This is a genomic window from Halomonas ventosae (genome assembly GCF_004363555.1).
In the GTDB taxonomy this organism is placed as follows: domain Bacteria; phylum Pseudomonadota; class Gammaproteobacteria; order Pseudomonadales; family Halomonadaceae; genus Halomonas; species Halomonas ventosae.
Window position 1 is genome coordinate 34,346 of sequence record NZ_SNZJ01000004.1, and the last position, 21,914, is coordinate 56,259.

24 protein-coding genes are annotated in these 21,914 nt (G+C 62.2%); 22 read left to right on the top strand and 2 right to left on the bottom strand.

Annotation, left to right across the window (positions count from 1 at the left end; translation table 11 throughout):
- The first annotated feature begins 8 nt into the window (after window positions 1-8).
- From DFP85_RS04230 to DFP85_RS04255, 6 genes are all read left to right on the top strand, one after another.
- Window positions 9-1,334, top strand: a complete 1,326-nt coding sequence (locus DFP85_RS04230) for a putative bifunctional diguanylate cyclase/phosphodiesterase (RefSeq protein WP_166644595.1) — start codon at window positions 9-11, stop codon at window positions 1,332-1,334.
- A 42-nt stretch (window positions 1,335-1,376) separates the two neighbouring features.
- Window positions 1,377-1,889: a putative pterin-binding protein gene (locus DFP85_RS04235; RefSeq protein WP_243737201.1), complete on the top strand. Its 513-nt coding sequence runs from the start codon at window positions 1,377-1,379 to the stop codon at window positions 1,887-1,889.
- Between the two features lie 72 nt (window positions 1,890-1,961).
- Entirely contained in the window at window positions 1,962-4,154 is a 2,193-nt protein-coding gene (locus DFP85_RS04240; RefSeq protein ID WP_133635076.1) for an ATP-binding protein, read from the top strand.
- A 159-nt stretch (window positions 4,155-4,313) separates the two neighbouring features.
- Entirely contained in the window at window positions 4,314-5,582 is a 1,269-nt protein-coding gene (locus DFP85_RS04245) for a FliC/FljB family flagellin (RefSeq protein ID WP_133635077.1), read from the top strand.
- A gap of 104 nt (window positions 5,583-5,686) precedes the next feature.
- On the top strand, window positions 5,687-5,947 hold the full coding sequence (locus tag DFP85_RS04250) for a hypothetical protein (RefSeq protein ID WP_208108447.1): 261 nt from the start codon (window positions 5,687-5,689) through the stop codon (window positions 5,945-5,947).
- A gap of 276 nt (window positions 5,948-6,223) precedes the next feature.
- Window positions 6,224-6,970, top strand: a complete 747-nt coding sequence (locus DFP85_RS04255) for a hypothetical protein (RefSeq protein ID WP_133635078.1) — start codon at window positions 6,224-6,226, stop codon at window positions 6,968-6,970.
- Here DFP85_RS04255 and DFP85_RS04260 read toward each other — a convergent pair.
- Both DFP85_RS04260 and DFP85_RS18865 read right to left on the bottom strand, forming a co-directional pair.
- Complete coding sequence (locus DFP85_RS04260; RefSeq protein ID WP_133635079.1) at window positions 6,963-7,283, bottom strand: hypothetical protein; 321 nt, start codon at window positions 7,281-7,283, stop codon at window positions 6,963-6,965. The two genes, DFP85_RS04255 and DFP85_RS04260, sit on opposite strands and share 8 nt — an antisense overlap.
- 57 nt (window positions 7,284-7,340) lie before the next feature.
- Window positions 7,341-7,514, bottom strand: a complete 174-nt coding sequence (locus tag DFP85_RS18865; RefSeq protein WP_166644596.1) for an OmpA family protein — start codon at window positions 7,512-7,514, stop codon at window positions 7,341-7,343.
- A 209-nt stretch (window positions 7,515-7,723) separates the two neighbouring features.
- Here DFP85_RS18865 and DFP85_RS04265 point away from each other — a divergent pair, with 209 nt between their 5' ends.
- The 16 genes from DFP85_RS04265 to motB all read left to right on the top strand — a co-directional run bounded on the left by DFP85_RS04265 (window position 7,724) and on the right by motB (window position 21,890).
- Window positions 7,724-8,275 carry a hypothetical protein gene (locus DFP85_RS04265; RefSeq protein ID WP_133635080.1) on the top strand — a complete coding sequence of 184 codons (552 nt, stop codon included), beginning with the start codon at window positions 7,724-7,726 and terminating at the stop codon, window positions 8,273-8,275.
- A gap of 179 nt (window positions 8,276-8,454) precedes the next feature.
- Window positions 8,455-9,900, top strand: coding sequence for a DUF726 domain-containing protein (locus tag DFP85_RS04270; protein WP_133635081.1), 1,446 nt, complete (start codon window positions 8,455-8,457; stop codon window positions 9,898-9,900).
- Window positions 9,887-11,278, top strand: a complete 1,392-nt coding sequence (locus DFP85_RS04275; RefSeq protein WP_166644597.1) for a CHASE2 domain-containing protein — start codon at window positions 9,887-9,889, stop codon at window positions 11,276-11,278. The genes DFP85_RS04270 and DFP85_RS04275 overlap by 14 nt, the downstream gene beginning before the upstream one ends.
- Entirely contained in the window at window positions 11,265-11,633 is a 369-nt protein-coding gene (locus tag DFP85_RS04280) for a hypothetical protein (protein WP_133635083.1), read from the top strand. The genes DFP85_RS04275 and DFP85_RS04280 overlap by 14 nt, the downstream gene beginning before the upstream one ends.
- A complete protein-coding gene (locus DFP85_RS04285; protein ID WP_166644598.1) occupies window positions 11,630-12,982 on the top strand; it encodes a M48 family metalloprotease in 1,353 nt (450 codons plus the stop codon). Before DFP85_RS04280 ends, DFP85_RS04285 begins: the two co-directional genes overlap by 4 nt.
- A gap of 135 nt (window positions 12,983-13,117) precedes the next feature.
- Window positions 13,118-13,363, top strand: a complete 246-nt coding sequence (locus DFP85_RS04290) for a DUF2835 family protein (protein ID WP_133635085.1) — start codon at window positions 13,118-13,120, stop codon at window positions 13,361-13,363.
- A 79-nt stretch (window positions 13,364-13,442) separates the two neighbouring features.
- Window positions 13,443-15,167 carry an HD domain-containing phosphohydrolase gene (locus tag DFP85_RS04295; RefSeq protein WP_166644599.1) on the top strand — a complete coding sequence of 575 codons (1,725 nt, stop codon included), beginning with the start codon at window positions 13,443-13,445 and terminating at the stop codon, window positions 15,165-15,167.
- Window positions 15,168-15,316: 149 nt separating this feature from the next.
- Window positions 15,317-16,675: a flagellar filament capping protein FliD gene (gene fliD / locus DFP85_RS04300; RefSeq protein ID WP_133635087.1), complete on the top strand. Its 1,359-nt coding sequence runs from the start codon at window positions 15,317-15,319 to the stop codon at window positions 16,673-16,675.
- 18 nt (window positions 16,676-16,693) lie between these two features.
- A complete protein-coding gene (fliS, locus tag DFP85_RS04305; RefSeq protein ID WP_133635088.1) occupies window positions 16,694-17,119 on the top strand; it encodes a flagellar export chaperone FliS in 426 nt (141 codons plus the stop codon).
- Window positions 17,116-17,502, top strand: coding sequence for a flagellar protein FliT (gene fliT, locus DFP85_RS04310; protein WP_133635089.1), 387 nt, complete (start codon window positions 17,116-17,118; stop codon window positions 17,500-17,502). The genes fliS and fliT overlap by 4 nt, the downstream gene beginning before the upstream one ends.
- Before the next feature lie 11 nt (window positions 17,503-17,513).
- Window positions 17,514-18,662: a flagellar hook-length control protein FliK gene (gene fliK, locus DFP85_RS04315; protein ID WP_133635090.1), complete on the top strand. Its 1,149-nt coding sequence runs from the start codon at window positions 17,514-17,516 to the stop codon at window positions 18,660-18,662.
- Window positions 18,643-18,921 (top strand): EscU/YscU/HrcU family type III secretion system export apparatus switch protein, encoded by a 279-nt coding sequence (locus tag DFP85_RS04320; RefSeq protein ID WP_133635091.1) that lies wholly within the window; start codon window positions 18,643-18,645, stop codon window positions 18,919-18,921. Before fliK ends, DFP85_RS04320 begins: the two co-directional genes overlap by 20 nt.
- Window positions 18,922-19,095: 174 nt before the next feature.
- Complete coding sequence (gene flhD / locus DFP85_RS04325) at window positions 19,096-19,401, top strand: flagellar transcriptional regulator FlhD (protein ID WP_133635092.1); 306 nt, start codon at window positions 19,096-19,098, stop codon at window positions 19,399-19,401.
- A gap of 30 nt (window positions 19,402-19,431) precedes the next feature.
- A complete protein-coding gene (flhC, locus tag DFP85_RS04330; RefSeq protein ID WP_133635093.1) occupies window positions 19,432-20,010 on the top strand; it encodes a flagellar transcriptional regulator FlhC in 579 nt (192 codons plus the stop codon).
- Between the two features lie 147 nt (window positions 20,011-20,157).
- Complete coding sequence (gene motA / locus DFP85_RS04335; RefSeq protein WP_133635255.1) at window positions 20,158-21,030, top strand: flagellar motor stator protein MotA; 873 nt, start codon at window positions 20,158-20,160, stop codon at window positions 21,028-21,030.
- Window positions 21,027-21,890, top strand: coding sequence for a flagellar motor protein MotB (gene motB / locus DFP85_RS04340; protein WP_133635094.1), 864 nt, complete (start codon window positions 21,027-21,029; stop codon window positions 21,888-21,890). Before motA ends, motB begins: the two co-directional genes overlap by 4 nt.
- Window positions 21,891-21,914 lie beyond the last annotated feature (24 nt).

The window sequence follows — 21,914 nt, forward strand, 5'->3', positions numbered from 1 at the left end:
AAGAGATCATGCCTCTTGTTGCTCTTCAGGCCGGCGCCGAGCTGGCCCGCCAGCGCGCCGACCGGCAGACCCTGTGGGACAGCGTGACCGGACTGCCCAACCGGCGGCACTTCATGACCCTGCTGGAGCAGGCCTGCGACGAGGCACGCCAGGCCAATCAGCCGCTGAGCCTGCTGCACCTGGACATCCAGCGCTTCAAGGAGATCAACGACCTGCACGGCCATGAAATCGGTGATCGACTACTGGCCGCCTGCGCCGAGCGCCTGCGGCATGTGGCCGAAGGCGACGAGCGGATCGCACGCCTGAGCGGTGACGAGTTCAGCGTGCTGCTCCCCGGGCATGCCAATGGCGAGCTTTCCGGCGCCATGCGCCGCTATCAGGCGGCGATGGAGGAGCCGATCGCCCTCGAGGGCCGTCACTTCAAGATGGTGGTGTGCATCGGCGCCGCCAGCTTCCCCTACCACGCCCCCGACGCCAGTCAGCTGCTGCAGGCCAGCGGCATCGCGCTCAACCATGCCAAGCAGGCGCGCCGTCATCGCCGCGTCTTCGATGACGCCATGGCCCGTGCACTGCAGCGCAAGGAAGCCCTCCAGGCCCGCCTGACCCGGGCACTGCGTAACCAGCAACTGACACTACACTTCCAACCCCAGGTGGATCTTGCCAGCGGCACCCTGACCGGCGCCGAGGCGCTGTGTCGCTGGCACGACGAGGAGTGGGGCTGGGTCAGCCCGGGCGAGTTCATCCCCCTGGCCGAGGAGCGTGGCCTGATCAACCAGCTGGGCCATCAGGTGGTGCGCAGCGCCTGTCGCCAGCTGAAGCAGTGGGAGGCCCAGGAGCGCCACTTTCCCGGACGCCTCTCCATCAACCTCTCGGCACAGCAGCTCGACAACCCCCAGCTGACCAACCAGCTGCTGAGGCTTTCCAACGGCATCCTGCCGCGTCAGCTCGGCTTCGAGATCACCGAGACGGCGCTGATGCGCACGCCCCAGCAGGCCATCCGCATCACCCGCGAACTCCAGGGCGTCGGCTTCAGCCTGGCCATCGACGACTTCGGCACCGGCTACTCGTCGCTCAACTACCTCAAGCGCTTCGCCGCCGACACCCTGAAGATCGACATGACCTTCGTCCACGACATGCTCGACAGCAGCCATGACCGGGCGATCGTCTCCACCATCATCGCCATGGCACGCGCCCTGGGGATGAAGACCGTGGCCGAAGGGGTCGAGCGGCGCGAACACGTCGAGCTGCTGTGCGAACTGGGCTGCGATCAGGCCCAGGGCTTCTACTACGGTCGCCCTACAGATGCGGATGACTTTGCCGATAAGTGGTTATAGGCCTCTGGCCACTTTTCGAACCAACCCGACGGCATTGTCACCATGCGCTTTCCCACCCGCTTCCTGCTCCAGCTGCTCGCCCTGCTCATCGTCGCCCCCGCGACAAGCCTCGCCGCCCACCTGCCGGTGCCGCAGGGGCCGACCCTGCTCACCGTCACCGGCGCGGTCACCCACCCCAACGTGGGCAACGAGGTGCACTTCGACCGCCAGATGCTGCGCGAGCTGCCCTGGCACCTCACCGTGACCGACACCCCCTGGCACGACGGCAAGCGGCGCTTCGAGGGCCCGCTGGGCCGGACCCTGCTCGAGGTCGTGGGCGCCCGGGGCGAGGCCCTGCGCGTCACCGCCCTCAACGGCTACGCCGCCACCCTGCCGGTCAGCGACCTCCACCAGCACGACGTGATCTTCGCCATGGCCATCGATGGTGCCCCGCTGCGCATCCGCGATCACGGGCCGCTGTTCATCATCTACCCCTTCGATGACAATCCCGAGCTGCTCAACGAGCGCGTGCTGAATCACTCCGTGTGGCAGGTGAGCCATATCGACGTACGCTGAGCCTGGCCCCAGGGGCCCCGACGGCACGGGACACGCCGCCGGCATCAACCACCGGGACACGAGGTCCTCATCATGAGACTGCGCCTGCCGCGTTCGCTTCGCTTTCGTATCGCCGCCTTCGCGGCAGTGGTGTTTCTGCTCTCAGCACTGTTCACCGGTGGCGCCACCTACCATCGCCAGCAGTCCCTCGAGCACCGCATGCTCGAGAACCTGATCTGGGCCGCCTACCAGTTCGACCGCGAGGTGCGCGAGGTGCGCATCGCCCTCGGCGAGGTCAACGCCGCCGACCCCGCCCCACTGCTCACCCGGCACGAGATCCTGATCAGCCGCAGCCGGCTGTTCGACCGCGGCAACATCGCCGAGGCGATCCGCCACGCCCCGGTGCCCGCCGAGGATCTGGATCGTGTACAGGCCCGCGTGGAGGCGCTGGATCCCCACATTACTGCGCTGCGCGCGGACCCCAGCCTGCTGACCCCGGAGTGGCGCGAGGCGCGCCGCCGCGAGGTGGAGACGCTGCAGCGGCTCACCGAGCAGCTGCTGCTCGATACCAATGCCCACGTCTCGATGATGCGTGCCGAGGAGCGCCAGACCCTCACCCGCCTGTATGCCCTGACCCTGGTGCTGGTGGTGCTGGTGCTCGCCTCCGGCCTGATGCTGGTGGTCACCCTGATCCGCGAGAGCCGCGAGAGTCACCGTCGCGCCGACCAGTTGGCCAGCCGCGGCCAGGAGCTCAAGGCCGCCCTCCAGCAGGCCGAGGCGGCCAGCCGCGCCAAGTCGGAGTTCATGGCGGTGATGAGCCACGAGATCCGTACCCCGCTCAACGGTGTGGTGGGCATCGCCGACCTGCTTACCGACGAGACCATGAGCAACCGCGCCCTGGGTTATGTCGATACCCTCAAGGAGAGCGCCAACGCCCTGCAGGCGGTGATCAACGACGTACTCGACTACTCCAAGATCGAGGCCGGCTCGCTGGACCTCGATCGCCGCCCCTTCGACCTGCACGCCTTCATGGACCAGCTCGGCCGGGGCTACACCCTGCGCAATACCACCCGTATCACCTTCCACTGCCAGCGAACGCCGGATACGCCCCGGCACGTGGTGGGTGACGTGCACCGCCTGCGCCAGATCCTGATGAACCTGCTCAACAACGCCTTCAAGTTCACCAGCGAGGGGGCGATTAGCCTCTCGGTTGCCCCTACCCCGCAGCCCGATGTGCTGCGCTTCGAGGTGGTGGACACCGGGGTGGGCATCGAGCCGGCCGCCCAGGCCAACCTCTTCGCGCCCTTCACCCAGGTGGATAGCTCCATCTCCCGCCGCCACACCGGCACAGGCCTCGGGCTTGCCATCTGCCAGCGCCTGGTGCATGCCATGGGCGGGGAGATCGGTGTACACAGCCGGCCCGGCCATGGCAGCCGCTTCTGGTTCGAGCTGCCGTTGCCAGAGGCCGAGGCGATGGACGACACCCATGGCAACGAAGCGAGCCTGCTGCATGGCCGCGTGCTGGTGGTGGAGGACAACGAGATCAACCAGACCCTGGCGCGCACCATGCTCGAGCGCCTGGGCCAGTCGGTCACCGTCGCGGCCGATGGCGACGAGGCCTTGAAGGCCCTGGCCGGAGGGCGCTACGACCTGGTGCTGATGGACATGCAGATGCCGCAGCTGGACGGCCTGGAGACCACCCGCCGCTGGCGCAGCCGCGAGAGCGGGCCGCGCCTGCCGATCATCGCCATGACCGCCAACGTCATGCCGGAGGATCGCGAGCGCTGCCTGACCGTGGGCATGGACGGTATCATCAGCAAGCCCTTCACCCGCGCCGACCTGCGCCGCATCCTGCTGCAGCACGCCACCCTCGGCGCCGCCTCCGATACCGAGCAGGAGGACTCGCCACCACCGCATGCCGAAGACCACAGCGCCCTGGAGAGCGAGGTGCTGGACCCGGCCACCTGCGAAGAGCTGCGCGAAACCCTGGAGGAGGACGCCCTGGAGGGACTGCTGGAGACCTACCTGCAGCGCCTGCCCGCTCGCCGCGAGCGCCTTCAGGAGCTGCTCGCCGAAGGCGAGCGGGAAGCCCTGGCCCGTGAGGCCCACTCCCTGAAGAGCGCCTCCGCCTCGCTGGGCTGCCGGGCGCTGGCCGATGCCGCCCATGAGCTGGAGCTGGCCAGCCGCGACGAGTCCGAGGAGGAGCTGGGCGCGAGGCTCACGACCCTGGCCACCCTTAGCGAGCACACCGACCGTGCGCTCAGGGCCGCCGGGCTGGTGGCTTGACCGAAGGCAACGATTTTTTCCTGGCGAGGCTAAAGTCCCGGCCGATTCGGCCGTTAAACAGGGTAACGGCCCGGGGCCGTTATGGAGGAGCGGCAGCCACGCATGGCATCGGTGCCGCCCCACCATTCAGAGCCTTCAACGAACCGAAAGGACACCGCCATGTCAGTCATCAACACCAACATCACGTCGCTGATCGGTCAGCAGAACCTGATGAAGTCTCAGAACGCCCTGCAGACTTCCATGGAGCGTCTCTCCTCGGGCCTGCGTATCAACAGCGCCAAGGATGATGCGGCCGGTCAGGCCATCGCCAACCGCATGAGCGCCCAGATCACCGGCCTCGGCCAGGCACAACGCAACGCCAACGACGGCATCTCCGTCGCCCAGACTGCCGAAGGCGCCCTCAACCAGGTCAACGACAACCTCCAGCGTATCCGCGAACTCTCCGTTCAGGCCCAGAACGGTACCAACAGCCAAGAAGATCTGAAGTCTATCCAGGCAGAAATCCAGCAGCGCCTTGGTGAAATCGACCGTATTTCTGAAGAGACCGACTTCAACGGCACGAAGGTTCTCGCCAGCAACCAAGAGCTGAAGATCCAGGTTGGCGCTAATGACGGCGAGACCATCAATGTCAACCTCCAGAAGATCACTTCCGACACACTAAAGCTGGATAGTCTGGATGTGACCAACCGCACCGTCCTTTCAGACAATTTTGGATCTACTGTTTCTGATGGCAGCTCGGCAGATGTAAAATTTAATGTCAGCGATCTCGGCACTTTAACCGAATCTGGTGGCACAACTGGAGCCAGCGCATCAACTTCTGATATTTATGAAAAATCCGACGGAAGTGGTTATGCAGTACTTGCTGACAACGGTAACTACTATTCACTTGTTACCACAGATGCGAGTTCATTAACATTCGACACATCATCTGCCATTGACTCTTCCACCATCGATACTGAGAGCGGCCCTGTAGACAGCGTTGTTGCAACTGTAACTGCACTAGACACTTCTGCTCTTAACGATGCTGACCTTACTGAAATCAACGATGCTGATGGCAACGGCACCGGCGAGTACATGATTGACAACGGTGATGGCACTTATAACTTGGCAACCATCACTACTGGCGGAGCCGCTACTAAGGGCGAAGATCTGACTGTTGACCCGCTGAAATCACTCGATAGTGCTCTCAGTCAGGTCGACAGCCTGCGCTCCGACCTCGGCGCGATCCAGAACCGTTTCGAGTCAGCAATCACCAACCTCAGCACCACCGAGACCAACCTCTCCGCCGCCCGTTCGCGCATCGAGGATGCCGACTACGCAGTGGAAGTGGCCAACATGACCCGCGCCCAGATCCTGCAGCAGGCCGGTACTTCCGTCCTCGCCCAGGCCAACCAGGTGCCGCAGTCCGTACTGTCGCTGCTGGGTTAATCTGAAGCCCTTGCGTCATACCTTGGGGAAGGCTCCCTTACCCTTGGATATCACCGAGCCGGCTCCCTTCGCGGGGCCGGTTTCTTGCTTCATGCGGACATGACATGACCGTTGATGTGCACCAGCGGGTGATTGATGAGCTTCAGGCTGTGCTGGACGACACTCGTGCCATCATGGAGAGCTTTGAAGCCACCGGTATGGATGAGCAGATGCCAGAGGATTACAACAAGTTACTGGCCATTCTCGAGGAAGCCGTGACCCAGCAGCGGGAGCATACGCTGGCGATGCTGAATAAGATAAGGCAAACAGGCAACCCTGCAACTTTTGATGTTAATCAAGGCAACACTCCTGCAAAGAATCTATGACAATTCAGGACTAACCCAAATCTCCCATCGAGATAATTATAGGTTGACATCTTACATCTTGAGACATTGCTAAATAATTTCGGCATGGATTTTTAAAATTGACTGCAGTGCAAGAATGCATAGAGAACCACTCTCGCCGATGGCTGTCAGGCCGCCGCCGGCGGAAGTTATGCAGCATTCCCTAGACATATGGAATTCATCCACGTTGACTTCACATACTTCAACTTCTATCTTAACCTAGGTGATTATTACCCAAACAGACATACTGAGAAAAATATGATAGAGCCAAAAGAAAACCTTGTTACAGAAATTTTCAAAGAAATTGACAACGAGAATTTTAAAGAAGTTCACGACCTACTTCTAGAAGCAGCAAAAGCTATAACTTTGTCTGCCAACTTTGGACAAGAAAAGAATAATGATTCATTAGAGATCTCAGACAGGCTCGCACATATTGCTAAAATTTTTCATGCCTATCATTTCGACAAATGGTTAATTGAAAAGAAAAAGCACAAAAAAAAGATAGCAAACCTAGAAAAAAGAGTTGGAAAAAATTACGAATCCTTGGCAAAGGAAATTCATTGGTTTCTATATTTCTATGAAATAATCGAAGAGATTACAGAGAATAAGCCTGGCAAGTATGAGCGTCACATCAGGCCTTATCTTAAAATAATGGGAAAAATATCAAATAATGATCATGAAAACTTTGACTATTTTACAAAAGAAGCCAGCGAACATATAGACGCTTGCAACCGGTATATCATACACTTAGATTTTGGCTTTGAAAATTTTTTCCAAGCACGAAGAATTAAAAAAGGCTACCTTTTTAAATATTATAAAATAGTTGATCCAGTTAAAAGCAAACTTAAAAAAAGATATAAAAACATAGTTGCGCTGCAAAAATCAATTCTTTCGGACTTAGAAAGTCTCAACTCAATACCTTCGTATGCATACTTTGAAATTCCAGACGAATGCAAGCTAAGGGAGGAGCTTGCTGAGCTATTGGAAGAGCAATCAGCTATTTAACTTGACCCAGCCCGACTCCACGCTGCATGGCAAGGCGAGTAATCGCCTGGCGACGCTCATACTGCGCCAGCTTGGTTGCCTCGAGTCGGCGAGGGAGGAAGGCAAGCTCCGCTATCCCCCAGCCGAGCAGCACACAGAGCAGCCAGGCGGGTAGTGGCAAAGCATTGCCGAAGAGCTGAAACCCCAGATAGACCAGGCTGCCGAGCAGCAGCCCCCACAGCCACTGGGGCAGGCCGAAGAAGCGCGAACCGCGCAGCAGGTCGCGGCGCAGTTCCTCGAGTGTGGGCGCGTTGGGAGGGGGGAGTTCCGACATAGGTGCATCCAGCCAAGATTGACGACTCAGGCTCTATCGGCCGAAGCTGCCGCGACTTTAGCGTTCGTGCAGCATCAGTGCCACCCGAAGATTGGCGGCACGCCCCTCGGGCGTGGCGTTGTCGCCCAGCGGCCGGGTATCGGCGTAGTCGATGGCACGCAGCCGCGCCGCCGGCACGCCCAGTTCCTGCAGGTGGCGAAGCACGGCGATGTCATCGCGGAGCTTGCTCACCGGTGCCGGGGCAAGGAGAGTCCCTGCGCTCCTGGCACTCTCCACATGTCGGCTAATCCCTTGAGAACTTCAGGATAAAAGTGAAATCGCCCCGAAAGGTCGGAACTGAACCACCTGCTCTTTGCGGCAAAGATTAAAGCTGCGGCCGCTCCTGCCGATAGCCTGGGTAACAACAACACTCCAGAGCCACCGGCCGCCGAGGTGACACCATGACCCAGATGGAGACCTTCACCACCGCTTCCCTTGGGGACCTGACCGCGCGGCTGAAACAGGCCGTGGCTACGATGGCGAGGCAAGATGCAGAGCTGCTGGAAGCCGAGGCCAGCGAACGCAGCGTGACCAGCCGGCTGAGCTGGCACCTGCAGCCGCTCTTCCCCGACTGGAACCTGGACTGCGAATTCAACTGCTGGACCGGCCCCTGGCAGCGCAAGGGCCACATGATCGTCAGTACCACCAGCGCCGCCACCGAGGCACGTACCATCTTTCCCGACCTGATGATCCATCGCCGACGCCAGGGTGACCGGCTCGCCGTGATTGAGGTCACGCTCAGCTCTCAGCGCCAAACCCGGCACCAGGTGATCAAGAAGCTACGCCATTGTCAGGCACGCCTCGCCTGCTCTCATGCCCTGTTGCTGGAAGTGGGGGTTGGCGATCAATGCGGCGATTACGAGATCCATACGCTGGAATCGGAACGAGAGCGCCTCCTTAAGACTAATGTATTAGGCGAAAAACGTTCAATTATTACGCGCCCGATACAGTGAGCAATGACTTACTTCTTCATGAATATTGCGCCGCGTGCCCAAGTAACCGGTGGCCGTGTAGAAAAGCGAATGGGCTAATGTAAGAATTACCTCACATTGCCGGCGCATTCTTAGGGCCAGGCAATAAGAATTACGAGTGGAGCCGACAAGAGCACCACCGTTACGCAAGGGAACACAAGATGTCCAAGGAAGGAATGCAGAGCCACTCTCTGCACGCCTTTTGCTCTTGGTGCCTACAGCACACGGAGCATTCATTGGCCGTGCCTGCCCGACTGGGAAGGGACCACTACAAGTGCCATTTCTGCCAGCGCAGAACGGTGCCTTGCCGCCTTTGCGACCACATGGCAAAAGGTCCAGACACCCAGGCATCCCCCCTTTTTCGTCGCTATGCCCGGCAGCTTTGCGCCGAACACGATGGCAGCATAAATGCCTTCGAGCGCCCTGAGCGGCTTCCCGATATCACGAAATGTGAACGGCTCTTTCGACGTCACCGCCCCCACTACCTCCGGCTAGCCAAGTATACCGCCTATGTGGGCAGCGGAAGCCTGGCAGCGGCAGGACTGATGCTGGGCCATGACGGTGGAGCTCCGGCAGTCGCTGCACTGCTGGGCAGCACGGGGCTGCTTGGGCTGACCGACGCCGGTATTGCCATCTCATCGTTGAGTGGTGAAGCCCTGCGCGATGCCTCTCTCGCCGCGATAGGAGGCAGTCAGGCGGCGGGCAAGGCGGTGATCGCATCGGCATCCGGCGTGATCGGTGGGGCCTATGGCGGAAACCTGGCGTACAAGTACCACCACGACGATCCCAGCTTCTGCATTCGGCAACTATCCGAAGTCCCCAGCGGTAAGAGTGCCTGCCTGTTCCTGAACGGTTTCCTGCGGGAGCAGGACAGTGGCTTCAGCGACTGGCAAGAGCAGCATGCCCACACCAATCGCGGAGCCGCGCTGTATGGCGTGACCTGGTCTTCGAAGTCATTACGCAGCCTGGGATTTGCCTTTGGCAAGGGAGTGTCGGGGCATGGGCTGCAAGCGGTGCTCAATCGCGCGGTGCTGCTCGGCCGCCGAGGGTTACTACGACGCCTCGGCCCCATGGCCACCCTGACATCGTGCTACCTGCTCGCCGGTAACCCCTGGCATGTGGCCATGGTCAACGCCAGGACGGCGGGCAGAAAGCTTGCCGACGCCATCGCACACTCCCCCCAACCCTCATTCACCCTGGCAGGCCATTCGCTCGGTTGCCGGGTGATCTACTTCGCGCTACTGGAACTTGCCAATCGCAGGGTCTGCAAGGTCGATGACGTCATCTTCCTCGGTGGCGCCGTGGGTCGGGCTAACGCTGCGGGTTGGGAAAGGGCCGCGGGCAGCGTCAGGGGCACGATTCACAACTGCTTCAGCCGCCAGGACCACGTTCTGAAGTACCTCTACACCTCATCCAACCTGTTCCTCAGCAAGCCCATCGGCTACTCGCCGATCATCCCCCCGATCGACAGGATCAAGAATCACGACCTCACGCATCTCGTTGACTCCCATATGACGTGGAAGTCGCACTATGCCGCCATCTCACGAATCATCGAGGCGGGTTCAAGCCAGACTGACGCAGGAGCACGACACAATGAAGCCACTTGAACCCTGGCGGCAGAGGTGGAGCACGCTGCGCCATAAACTATGGTGTCGCCTCTCCGTCCGATACCTGACGTACCTGGCACTCGGGGCCTGGGCGCTCCTCGCCGACCCCTTCACGCTCTCCTCCACCTCGGATCGCGCGCTGTCCCGCGAATACCACAACTTCTATGTCCGGCTCTCGGGTGTCGAGATGGCGCCGCTGACCGTTGTCACCATCGATGCCGCCAGCATCCGAGATCTCAACGCCGATGGCAGCGGCTGGATGTCCAGCAACGACTGGCCTCTCGACTATGCGGATCATGCGCGGCTTATCAGTGACTTGACCGTCAAGCAGGAGCGCCCACCGGCGTCTCTGTTCTATGACATCTACTTCGAGGAGCAGCGGGATGCCAGCGGTGAGCTTGAACGGCTGGGCAGGCGGCTGTCACTCATCGACAACAGGGGAACCGGCACTGACATCGTGCTCGCTGGCGGAGGCAAACCCATGCCGATGTCACCCGACGCCTATGAACGCCTTGACCAGCCCCGGCTTTCTGCCACGGCATGGTCCGGCCACGGCGAGCTCTATCCCTTGAGCGCCCCCATCCAGTTCCAGGACTCCGAGACCACCGAAACCACTCCCACACCAGCGACGGTGATGTACCAGGCACTCTGCGCTGCCGGCGCCAAGGAGTGCGCATGGCTGGACCCGTCCAGTGCGCCGGCCGTTTCTGTTCACTGGGCAGCGGTGGAATCCAGCGAATGCATACCGGCACGGCCCGGCAGTCACATCTGGATGCTTGCGAAGCGCTTCCTGGAGGGGGTGCTGCAAGGCCTCTACAGCAAGGCGGAGCCCAGCCACCTGCCTGCAAAGTGCATGCCGGTGCATATCGTCAGAGCATCACAACTCTATGGTGACGATCCCGTATCGCTCGTTCCCCCGGGGATCGATGAGGATGCCCCCTATGCCGTCATGGTAGGCGTCGTCATGCCCAGCACCCATGACTATATCCAGACCCCCGTGTACGAAAGGGTGCCCGGAGTACTGCTCCATGCCATGGCCTTCGAGAACCTCTGGCGACTCGATGATGGCTACTTCCACTACCGCAACATGACGTACTGGGGACTGCTCTTCTGGGCAGCCGCCGTACTGCTTTTCATGGGCCAGGCTGAGCGACGCCACAACAGCCCGCCACGAAGAAAGCTCCCCTGGGTGCTTCTCTGGTGGGCTGCCATCGCCGGAGCCGTGGTCCTGGTACAGCTCGTCTTCCATAACATCCTCCGTATCGTGCCGGAAGGATGGCTTTCCTTGATCGCCGTCGTTCCGCTGCTGCGCGAAATCGTGCTTCGCAACGAAGCCGCCATCATGAAAATAAAGGAGAACCTGAATGAAAGTCGCTAAAGGACTTTGCGCTGCCGCCCTCATCAGCCTGGCATCAAGTGCCTGGGCTGAAAACCTGGTGATCTCCGACATCCCCAGCCCGGACTTCACCGAAGCCCAAAAGGTATCCAGCGACGAGTGGGTACTGGTAACGGAGATCTCGTCACTGGCCCTGCCCACCGCCGCCACCTTTGCGTCGGGCACCCAGCGAGAGCTGGTGTTCTCTGCTGGGGGGCAGGAGTACCGCATCGCACGCGCCGATGTCGTACTCGAGAACGAAACCCTGGTAACAAGTGCCTGCGACACGCTGGCCCTGTCCATCTCCTCGGACACGCGTTCCGCCAGCGTCAAGGGGGCCGGTGAATCATGCGAATGATCCGTAGAATCTGCGCCATTTCCTTTCTCGCGCTTTCCCTGACCGGGTGTGCTGCCATCTCGCTGGAAGACAAGCAGCTTAAGGGGGTCGAGGGGTATGCCGTCGATAACTCTGACCTTCAACAAGTACACCGCATGGGCCGTGTGCTGGTCAGTGACCAGGCCCTTCTGGACTATGTGAATGGCATCAAGGATCGCCTCGATGCCGGCAACAGCGAGCCCTGCAACTGCCAAGTCCTGGTCGACACCGTCAATGGCTATGAGGCCTATAATCCCTCTCCCAGGACGATCGTGCTTTCTGCAGGCGTGATCGCGCAGGCTGAATCCGAGGACGAGATTGCCGCCCTGATCGCCCACGAAATGTCCCATGCGATCAATGAAGACACCACCGTGTCGAAGTTTCAGGACGCCGCCGTCACTGCTGTCCGAGCCGGCGGCATCGCCGCTGGAAACGGCTACAGCATTCTTCTTGGCGATGCGTTAAAGGAGTCGGCACAAGGGCTGATCTACCATCGCTGGGACCGTGAAGACGAGATCGAGGCCGACCTTTATGCCGTGAAACTACTGGCTAAGGCTGGCTATTCCCAGAATGGCCTGAAAATGGCGATTCGGCGACTGGGGCAGTATTCCGCCAGCGCGCTGGATAGCCGCGACGACGAGGACCTGAAGTGCCTCGTCAATCAGGGCGACAACAAGTTCAACATTGATTTCAAGAGCTGTGCCGCTAAGGCCACTGGCTCTCGCGATAGCGTTTATGAGCCACAGGAGAGCCGCCTGGAGGCCGTCAACGAGGCCGCCTGGGAACTACCGCCAGAGCAGCGTCGACAGCGGGCGGAGTCTGACGTCCCCCATTTCGCCTCCATCGACTACCTGATGGGCCTCAACTCGCTTGTCGCCAGCAGCCGAGAAGAGCTGATGAAAGCACTCTCCAAGGTGGAGTCGCGGAAGATCCCACCCTCACTTGAGCGGAACGCCTATATCTACAATTATCTTGCCACGACTCATGCCAAGCTGGGCAATGAACCACAATCACAGGCCTACTTCCTCAAGGCAATCGATGGCGACTACCGCACCACCTTCAACTATCAACATCTCCTCCAGTTCGCCCACGAGCAGAACAACCCGCAGCTTGTCAGCACGCTTATCAATGTCATGCACCAGGACATCGGGCTGTCACCCGAGATGCTGCCCTACGAGTATTACCTGGCAAAGCGGCATGGTCTAAAGATGGTTGAGGTAGCGGCATACACGCGCTGCATGGCCTCCCTTGCCAATGACACTGAAATCGCCAAGATGTGTTCGGACTTTGAGGATGCCGCCGAGAGCGGCAGAGAGGTCCAGTGGCATTAACACCGTCAGGCCGGCAAGCCGCCAATCTCGGCCCAACGCCGGCCCGCAACGACACACTGTAGCGACCCGGCCCCGGGGCGTGTTGAGCCGACGCCCCGGGGCATTCAATATCCGAGTTGACCAGCTACCACCTCGATGGCCCACCTCGATATCCCTCTGGACCTCAGCTGTGAACAGTGCCTCGCCTACTACCGCGGCAGCGCAAGGCAGGTCCACGCCCGTAGCCTGACCGGGCAGCGCGTCGTCTTTCCCGCCAGCGCCCTCTCCCGGAACATGGCGCTCACCGGTGTGCACGGCGTCTACCGCCTCACTTTCGATGACGACGGCCGCTTCCTGTCGTTGGCGTGGCAGTGCCCACTCCCGCCAGGGCATTCCGGTTAAAGACTGCACTGCTTCGGCCGATATTATCGCCAAGGACCCCTGCGCCATCAGCTGCGGGGAAGGTGAAGAAGGGGCAAGCGTGACCGAGAGCAGTGACCAAACCAGCGGAGCCGACACATCCAACGCCGGCACCGACAGCCCGATCGAGCGCCTGGAGAGCCCGGCGGAGATGCAGGGGCTGCTGCAGGCCATGCAGGAACCCGGCACCACTGAGGTGCTGTGGGACGATGACTCGGAGACCCCCACGACCGTGCTGGAGGTGCAACAGGCCTCCAGCCTGACGCTGGACATGACCTTGGCGGACTCCCGCCTGCCCTCGCTGCAGCCCGGCCTGACGCTACGCCTGCGTGGCCAGGTACGCGGCAAGCTGGTCACCTCCCCACCTGTCGAGGTGATGAGCTGCGACGAGGAAAACGACCAGTGGCGCTGCCGCCTGGCGTGGCCGACCTTCCTGGAGGTGCTGCACCGGCGCGACACCTACCGCGCCGAGCTGCGGCTCGGCATGCAGGTCGGGGTACTGGTGGAACCGCTCCGCGAGAACCTTGCCCACCTGCAGATCCAGGCTGACCTGCGCGACCTCTCCGTCGATGGGTGCCGACTGGAGTTGCCAATCAGCGCCAGCCACCTGCTCGGCGACGGAGCCCCCCGCTTCGGCCTGACGCTCTGCTTTGCCAGCGAGGCACGCTTCCAGATCGATGCCGAGGTGCGCCATGTGCAGCCCGAGCCACAGCGCCACCTGGTCACCGCCGGCTTCCAGTTTCCCCGGCGCACCCCAGAACAGGAGCGACAGCTGTGGTACTACGTGCGCGAGATAGAGCGCGAGAGCGCGCGCTACTTCAACCAGGCCACCACGCTGTCCGCCTCCTCGCTGTTTCGCAAGAAGCCCGGCGTGGACCTTATCGGTAGACGCCAGGGGAATGCCTACCCCACTCCAATGGCACGGCGACTGTCGGAAGTGGCTGGCTATCTCGATGCGCAGTGGGTCGCCTTGCAGCAAGGTGAGCCTCTTGACCTCGCCGCGCTGTCACAGCACAGCGAGGCGCTGCTGGAGATGCTGGCCGAGGATCGCGAGGGCCTGCTGTTCGCCCTGGTCTGCATGCGCCTGGAGTCGCCCCATGTGCAACATGGCCTGGCCGTGGCCACACGCCTGCTGGACCTGGTGGGAGAGGCCAGCATGCCCAGTGTCCTTCGCAAGGCCATCGCCGCCGTGGCGCTGGTGCACGACCTGGGCAAGGCGCTACTGCGTCCCGAGCTTCTGCAGACCCCAACACTGAGCGAGGACCAGTATCGCCAGATGCAGCGCCATGCCCCGCTGCTGATCGCCCAGCTGGAGGGGTGTGACTGGCTGCCCCGCAGCGTGGTACGCGACATCGTGGAGGGCAGCAACGAGCGCCTTGACGGCAGCGGCTACCCGCGCGGGCTGAGGGACAACCAGCTCCATCAGCTCGCCCGCATCGCCATGATCGTGGACGTCGCCGACGCCATGGGGCGTGGCCGTGCCGACCGCCCCGCCTGGACCATCGGCGGCATCCACCGCTACCTGCTCGGCCACCCTCATCGGTTCGATCCCCACTGGGTCAAGCGCTACATCCTGCACTTCGGGCGCATGCCGGTCGGCACCCTGGTCCGCTTCGCCGACGACACCCTGGGCTGGGTGGCCCGCCTGGACCGCCAGGGCAATCCCAGCCAGGTCTACCTGGCCAAGGAGCCCGCTCGCCCCGAGCAACGGCTCGGCCGGCTGCTCCACGACGGCGCCCTGCTGGCCAAGGGAGAACCCGTCGAGGCCCTGCCCCTGCCTGACTGAGTGGTGCTGGGCTCCTGCACCACGGCCAGGCCTAAAGCCGGGACCGCTTCGGCCGATAAGCAGAGAGACAACGGCTCATTGGCGTTTATTGCCGCATGGCGCACGGCCCGAATCGGTCACACTGTGCGCCACGCCCAAGAGGACTTCACATGGCTACGATCACGGCCCTCGGTATCGGCTCCGGCATGGACCTCAATGGTCTCGTCGACCAGCTCGCCGCCGCCGAACGTCAGAAGCTCACCCCCATCGCCCAGCAGCGCCAGGGCGTGGAGAGCAAGATTTCCGCCTATGGGCGCCTGGAGGGCGCGCTGTCGGCCTTTCAGGTGGCTACCAGCCAGCTCAACGATGCCAAGCTCTATCAAGGGGTCGGCAGCGAGGTGACCGGCTCGGCCCTGAAGGCCGCTGCCGCCAACACCGCCGCTCCCGGGCGCTACCAGGTCGAGGTCACCGACCTGGCCAGCGCCTATAGCGTCGCCACCGCCGGCGTCGCGGACCAGGAAGCCGAGCTGGGAGCCGGCAGCCTCACTTTCACGTTGGGCAGCGGCGAGACCTTTAGCGCCGACATCGCCGCCGGACAGAGCTCCCTGCAGGAGGTTCGCGACGCCATCAACGCCCAGGATGCCGGCGTACAGGCCACCATCGTCAATGATGGCGACCCGAATGCGCCGTGGCGCCTGGTCCTCGCCTCCACCGAGGCCGGCACCGAGGCCGCCATCAGTGACCTGCAGGTAGGAGGCGACCTGGCCACCCAGCTGCAGCTGGACGCCACTACCGAGGTGGCCGCCACCAACGCCTCGCTCAAGGTCAATGGCGTGACCATCACCAGCCAGAGCAACCGCGTCGAGGATGCCATCCAGGGCGTGACGCTGGACCTGGCCGAGACCGGCAGCGCCACCGTGGATGTGAGCCTGGACACCGAGTCCATCAAGAAGGCCGTGCAGGGCTTCGTCGATGCCTACAACACCCTGCAATCCAGCATGGCCAAGATGACCCGCTTCAACGCCGAAACCGGCGATGCCGGCGCCCTGCTCGGGGATGGCGTGCTGCGGCGCGTGCAGACTCAGCTGCGCAGCGAGCTGACCGGTGGCGTGGGCGAGGGGGAGTTCCGCATGCTCTCCCAGGTTGGCATCAGCGTGGAGCTCGATGGCTCATTGAAGCTGGATGGCGACCGCCTGGATGAGGTGATGGCCAGCAACCTCGATGGCCTGCAGGCCTTCTTTGCCGGCAGCAGCGAGGAAGGTGGCATGGCCGGCAAGCTGAATACCACCCTGGACCAGATGCTGGGTAACGACGGCGCGCTGAGTATCGCCACCGACGGTCTCAAGAGTACCGTGAGCAGCCTCGAGAACCGCTACGAGCGCATGGAGGCCAGCATCGACTCCACCGTGGCGCGCTATCGCAGCCAGTTCGCCAAGCTCGACTCGATGATCTCCGAGATGAACTCGATGAGCGGCTATCTGAGCCAGCAGTTCGACGTCATGAACGCCCAGCTCGGGCGCAAGAAATAACCCAGGAGAGCCACAACGATGATCATTGCCAGGCAGAAAGGGGCCTATGGCCGAGGTGCCAGCGCCTACGCCCGGGTCGGCGTGGAGAGCGGCGCCCTCTCGGCAAGCCCGCATCAGCTGATCGTGATGCTTTTCGATGGAGCCCTGGCGGCCATTCGCAAGGCGCGTATCCACCTCGAGCAGGGCCACCTGGCCGACAAGGGCCTTGCCATCTCCAAGGCGCTGGATATCGTCAACCAGGGGCTGGTGGCCGCCCTTGACCAGGAAAAGGGGGGCGAAGTGGCCGAGCGCCTGGCATCCCTGTACGACTACATCGCACGCCAGCTGGTGGCGGCCAACCTGCATAACGACGGGCAGCGACTCGACGAGGCCGAGCGACTGCTGAAAGAGCTGGCCGGTGCCTGGCGTGAGATCGGCACCCAGACGCAAGGAGGCGTATCGTGACATCCCTGAATCGTGGCGAGCGCACGGTCACTCCCATCGATGTGCTGCGACGCTACGAACGGCTGTGCGAGCTGACCCGCGTGATGCGCACCCGGGCGCAAGAGAGAGCGTGGGATGAGCTGATCGACCTGCAGGTCCACTACGTGGAGAGTGTCGAGAAGTTGGCGAAAAGCGAGAAGGGGCTCTCGTTCGACATCGCGCAGGCCGAGCGCAAGGTCGAGTTGCTCGAAGAGATCCTGGAGAATGACCTGGAAGTGCGTCAGCATCTGGTGGAACGCCGCGAGGTGCTGGATCGTCAAATGCAGGGCACCCGCAACCGACAGAGCCTGGAGCAGGCCTATGGCGCCTCCGGGCGTCAGCGATCACCGATCCACGAACTCTAGGCCCATGATGCATGAGCGGGATCAACCCCATCATCGACACGCTTCTGCACCAGGTACTGGGGAAGCGGGTGGATATTCCGCCACCCCGCGACCTCAACGAACCGGTGCGCCCGCTCAACCCGGCTGAAGCGCCGCGCGCCTTGCACAGTGACTCCCGACTGGATGGTCGCCCTCTTCCGCTTCCCTTGACCCAGGCAGGCACCGCTAGCAAGTCGCTCAAGGAGCCTAACCTCAAGCCTGCCCCGGAGCCATCGGGGCGGCCCGTGACCTCGGCGCAGTCCCACCTGAGCGACGCCGCCCGCACCATCGCCGACACCCTGCTGCGCTTTCCCTCGCCGCCGCCGGCCATCCGATCACCGACTCCCCTGCTGCCGACCTCCTCGCTGCCGCAGGCGGCGCCTCCCGCTCAGCTGGCCAACGCACTCCAAAACCATGTTCAGCAAAGCGGGCTGTTCTACGAGGCGCACGTCAACCGCTGGTTTCATGGTGACTACCCTCGTGACGCCTTGCTCCGCGAACCGCAGATGCAGGCGGCCCCAAGACTGACCGCGGTGACGCTCGCCCCACCGGCGCAAGGCACTGCTCCCACCTCACCCGGCGACGCACCGCTTCGCCACCTGACATCACCGCTGGCCCCGCCCGCCGGAGCAACCAACCAGGCCGAGGCACTGCGCCAGTTCGCCGAGCAGGCCTGGGAGGCCAATTCCCGTGGTGGTTCCACTACCCCCGCCGGCATGACGCAGAATGAGCAACTACAGGGCCTGGTGCGTCAACAGCTGGAGATGCTGGCCCAGCCTGTCCTGCGCTGGGAAGGCGATATCTGGACCGGGATCTTCATGGCGCTGGTGATCCAGCCGCCGTTCCACCATGGGCAGAGGCAAGGCCAGCAAGATGGGAAGGGGCGCGCACAGGACGAGTCTACCTGGCAGTCGGAGCTGACCCTGGAGCTTCCCCACCTGGGCAACCTTGGCGTGCGCCTGAGTCTCAGAGGCACACAGCGCCTGACCATGGCCATCGCCAGTGACACCGCCGAGACCCGCGATACGCTCAACGCCGAGCTGCCGCATCTGCAGCAGAGGCTGGCGGGACTGGGGTTCAGCGAAGTGCTGCTGAGCGTCGCGGAGCGTGAGGAGAAGCCCGATGCCCGAACAGACACCTGACCGGGACTCACGCCGCCATGCGGTGGCCCTCTCCTATCGCGAAGGCAACACGGCCCCCCGGGTCGTCGCCAAGGGCTATGGGGAGCTGGCCGAGCGCATCATCGAGGCAGCGAAACAGCACGACATCTTCATTCATGACTCACCCGAGCTCGTTAGCCTGTTAATGCAGGTTCGACTGGATGAGCAGATACCGGAAACACTCTACCAAGTCGTGGCAGAGCTTCTCGCCTGGGTGATTGATATAGATCAACGCAAATAGTGTCTCCATCTGAAGCTAATTAAAATTAGCCTTTTTCAATTTGTTGCATTCCACTCTCCAGGCGGGGCAAAATCCCCTCGCATTACTGGCGGGCACACGCTACCGGTTCGGTAAATGAATGCATGCTTGCCGCCTACAAAAATGAAAACGCCTGACGAGAACTAGGGTTTTGCCATGACGGCCGATAACTTCCTGACGGAGCTGCGGGACCTCAACCTGTCGTATCTGCTGTTCGCTCAGCGGCTGTTACATGCCGACCCTGAGCTGGCTCGCTTTCGCCTCAAGCTCGATGAGGAGATGGCCAACATGATTGCCTCCCTGAGCAGCCGCCAGATACATGAGCTTGCCAGCACGAACCAGTTACTGTTCCGCTTCAATGTCGAGGACAGCGAGGCACTGCGCCAGCTGGTGGACAACCCTCGCAACCAGGGGCTGGGATCCTTGCACGCCTCATTGCTGCTCTCTGGTGTTGGCAAATAAGAATGATGATTAACTACGCAGGGCGTCGCCATGCCTGAGAAGAGCCTCATCCACGAAATGCAGCAGGTGCAGATGGCCATAGAGCTCATCGAGCTCGGGGCTCGCTTGCAGCTGCTGGAAACCGAAGTCGACCTGTCACGCAGCCGCCTCGTAAGGCTCTACAAGGAAGTGCGCGGCATGTCCCCCCCCAAGGGCATGCTGCCGTTTTCCACCGACTGGTTCATCACCTGGATGCCCAACATCCACTCCTCCCTGTTCTACGGCTTCTATCGCCAGCTTCACCATGAACAGGGCCTGGAGCGCATCCCTGCCTTCATTCGCGCCTACCGGCTCTACCTGGAGCAGGCCGCCCAGGATGGAGAAGAACCGGTGCTTGGCCTGACACGGGCCTGGACCCTGATCCGCTTCTTCGAGAGCGACATGCTGGAACTCGCAGAGTGCGGTCGCTGCTCGGGCCACTTCGTGACTCATGCCCAGTCCCTGCATCGAGATTACGTCTGCGGCATCTGCCAGCCCCCTTCACGCGCAGGCAAGACCCGCAAGCGCCGCGAGGCCGAAGCCGAGCCGCCGGTGCAACGTCCCGGCCTGGGCGAGCGCCGCCAGGCCTGACCCATACCTCAGCCGATCTTCCTTGGTATGCCTGCCGCCTTCGCGGCAGGTTTTTTTGCTTCTGCACACCTCAAGTTGCCGGCCCCGCTGCCGATAGGCTTCTTGACGCTGACGCCCACACATCGCCTCCACGAGGGACCCGACACCGTGCTGATACCCATTGGCTTCCTCATCGTCGCCTTCTCGGTCTTCGGCGGCTTCGTTCTGGCCGGCGGCAACCTGGGGCCTCTCTATCAGCCAACCGAGATCCTGATGATCTGCGGTGCGGCCGTAGGCGCCTTCATCGCCTCAAACAACGGCAAGGCCATCAAGGCCACACTGCGTACGGCATCACGCCTCAAGCGCACCACTCGCTATGACAAGTCCACCTACATGGAACTCATGGCGCTGCAGTACAAGATCCTCAGCAAGATGCGCCGTGAGGGCATGTTGGGTATCGAGCGCGACATCGACGAACCCGAGAGCAGCCCCCTGTTCATGGAGCATCCCAAGATCCTCAATGATCCGATGATCATGGGCTTTTTGACGGACTACCTGCGCCTGATCGTCAGCGGCAGCATGGACCCGATGGAGCTGGACGAGCTGATGCTGCATGAGATCGAGGCCTTCGAGCACGAGGCCCACATTCCGGCTGACGCGCTCGGCAAGGTCGGCGACGGCCTGCCCGCCTTCGGCATCGTGGCCGCGGTGATGGGTGTCGTGAAAGCCCTCAGCGCCGCCGATGCCGGCCCCGACGAGATGGGGGTCATGATCGCCCACGCTCTCGTTGGCACCTTCCTGGGCATCCTGTTGGCCTACGGCTTCGTCAACCCGCTGTCGAGCCGAATCGAGCGACAGGTCAGCGAGGCGGTGAAGATGCTGCAGTGCATCCGCGTCACGCTGCTGGCCAGTCTCAACGGCTGTGCACCACAGGTGGCTGTCGAGTTCGGGCGCAAGGCGCTGCACAGCAGTGAGCGCCCCAGCTTCAACGAGCTCGAGGACCATGTACGTGATGCCAAGAGCGGGCTGAACGAGCTATGAGCAAGCAGCGGCCCATCATCATTCGCCGCAAGAAGGTCATTCACAAGCACCATGGCGGCGCGTGGAAGATCGCCCTGGCAGACTTCATGACCGCACTGATGGCGCTGTTCCTGGTTCTGTGGATCGTCGGCACGGCCAGCAACGAGCAGCGTGAGTCCATCGCCGAGTACTTCCGGACACCACTTTCCGCAGCCATTACCGGCGACGGCGCCTCGAGCGAGAAGGTCATCCCGGGCGGCGGGCCGGACCCCACACACGCCGAAGGCGAGCGCGCCCGCATCGACCTCAAGCGCCAGACGCGTCCCAGCGAGGAGCGGCGGCGCCTGCGGCGACTCCAGCGGCGCATCGAAACGGCGATCCAGGGCGATAGCTCGCTGCGTGAGCTGCGCCAGCAGCTGCTGATCGATGAGACCCGCGAGGGCTTGCGCATTCAGCTGGTCGACAGCGAGCGCCGTCCCATGTTCGAGCTCGGCAGTGACCGGGTCGCGCCTTACATGCGCGAGCTGCTGCATACCCTGGCCCCCTTGCTGAACGAGCTCGACAACCGCATCAGCATCAGCGGCCATACCGACAGCCTTCCCTATGTGAATGGCCAACGCGGCTACGGCAACTGGGAGCTGTCCAGCAACCGTGCCAACGCCTCGCGTCGCGAACTGGTCAGCGGCGGCCTGGACCCCGGCAAGCTCTTGCGTGTCTCCGGCATGGGGGACCAGCTCCCCCTTCCCGATGCGCCACCCGATGACCCCATGAATCGCCGGATCACCCTGCTGGTCCTCGACACCGAAGCCAGAAACCGCATACAGCGCCAGGGCGAACTGTGGCAGCTCGCCGAACGCGCGCCCCTTCCAGTGACCGATTAGCGTGGCATTCGCCACGCTATTCCC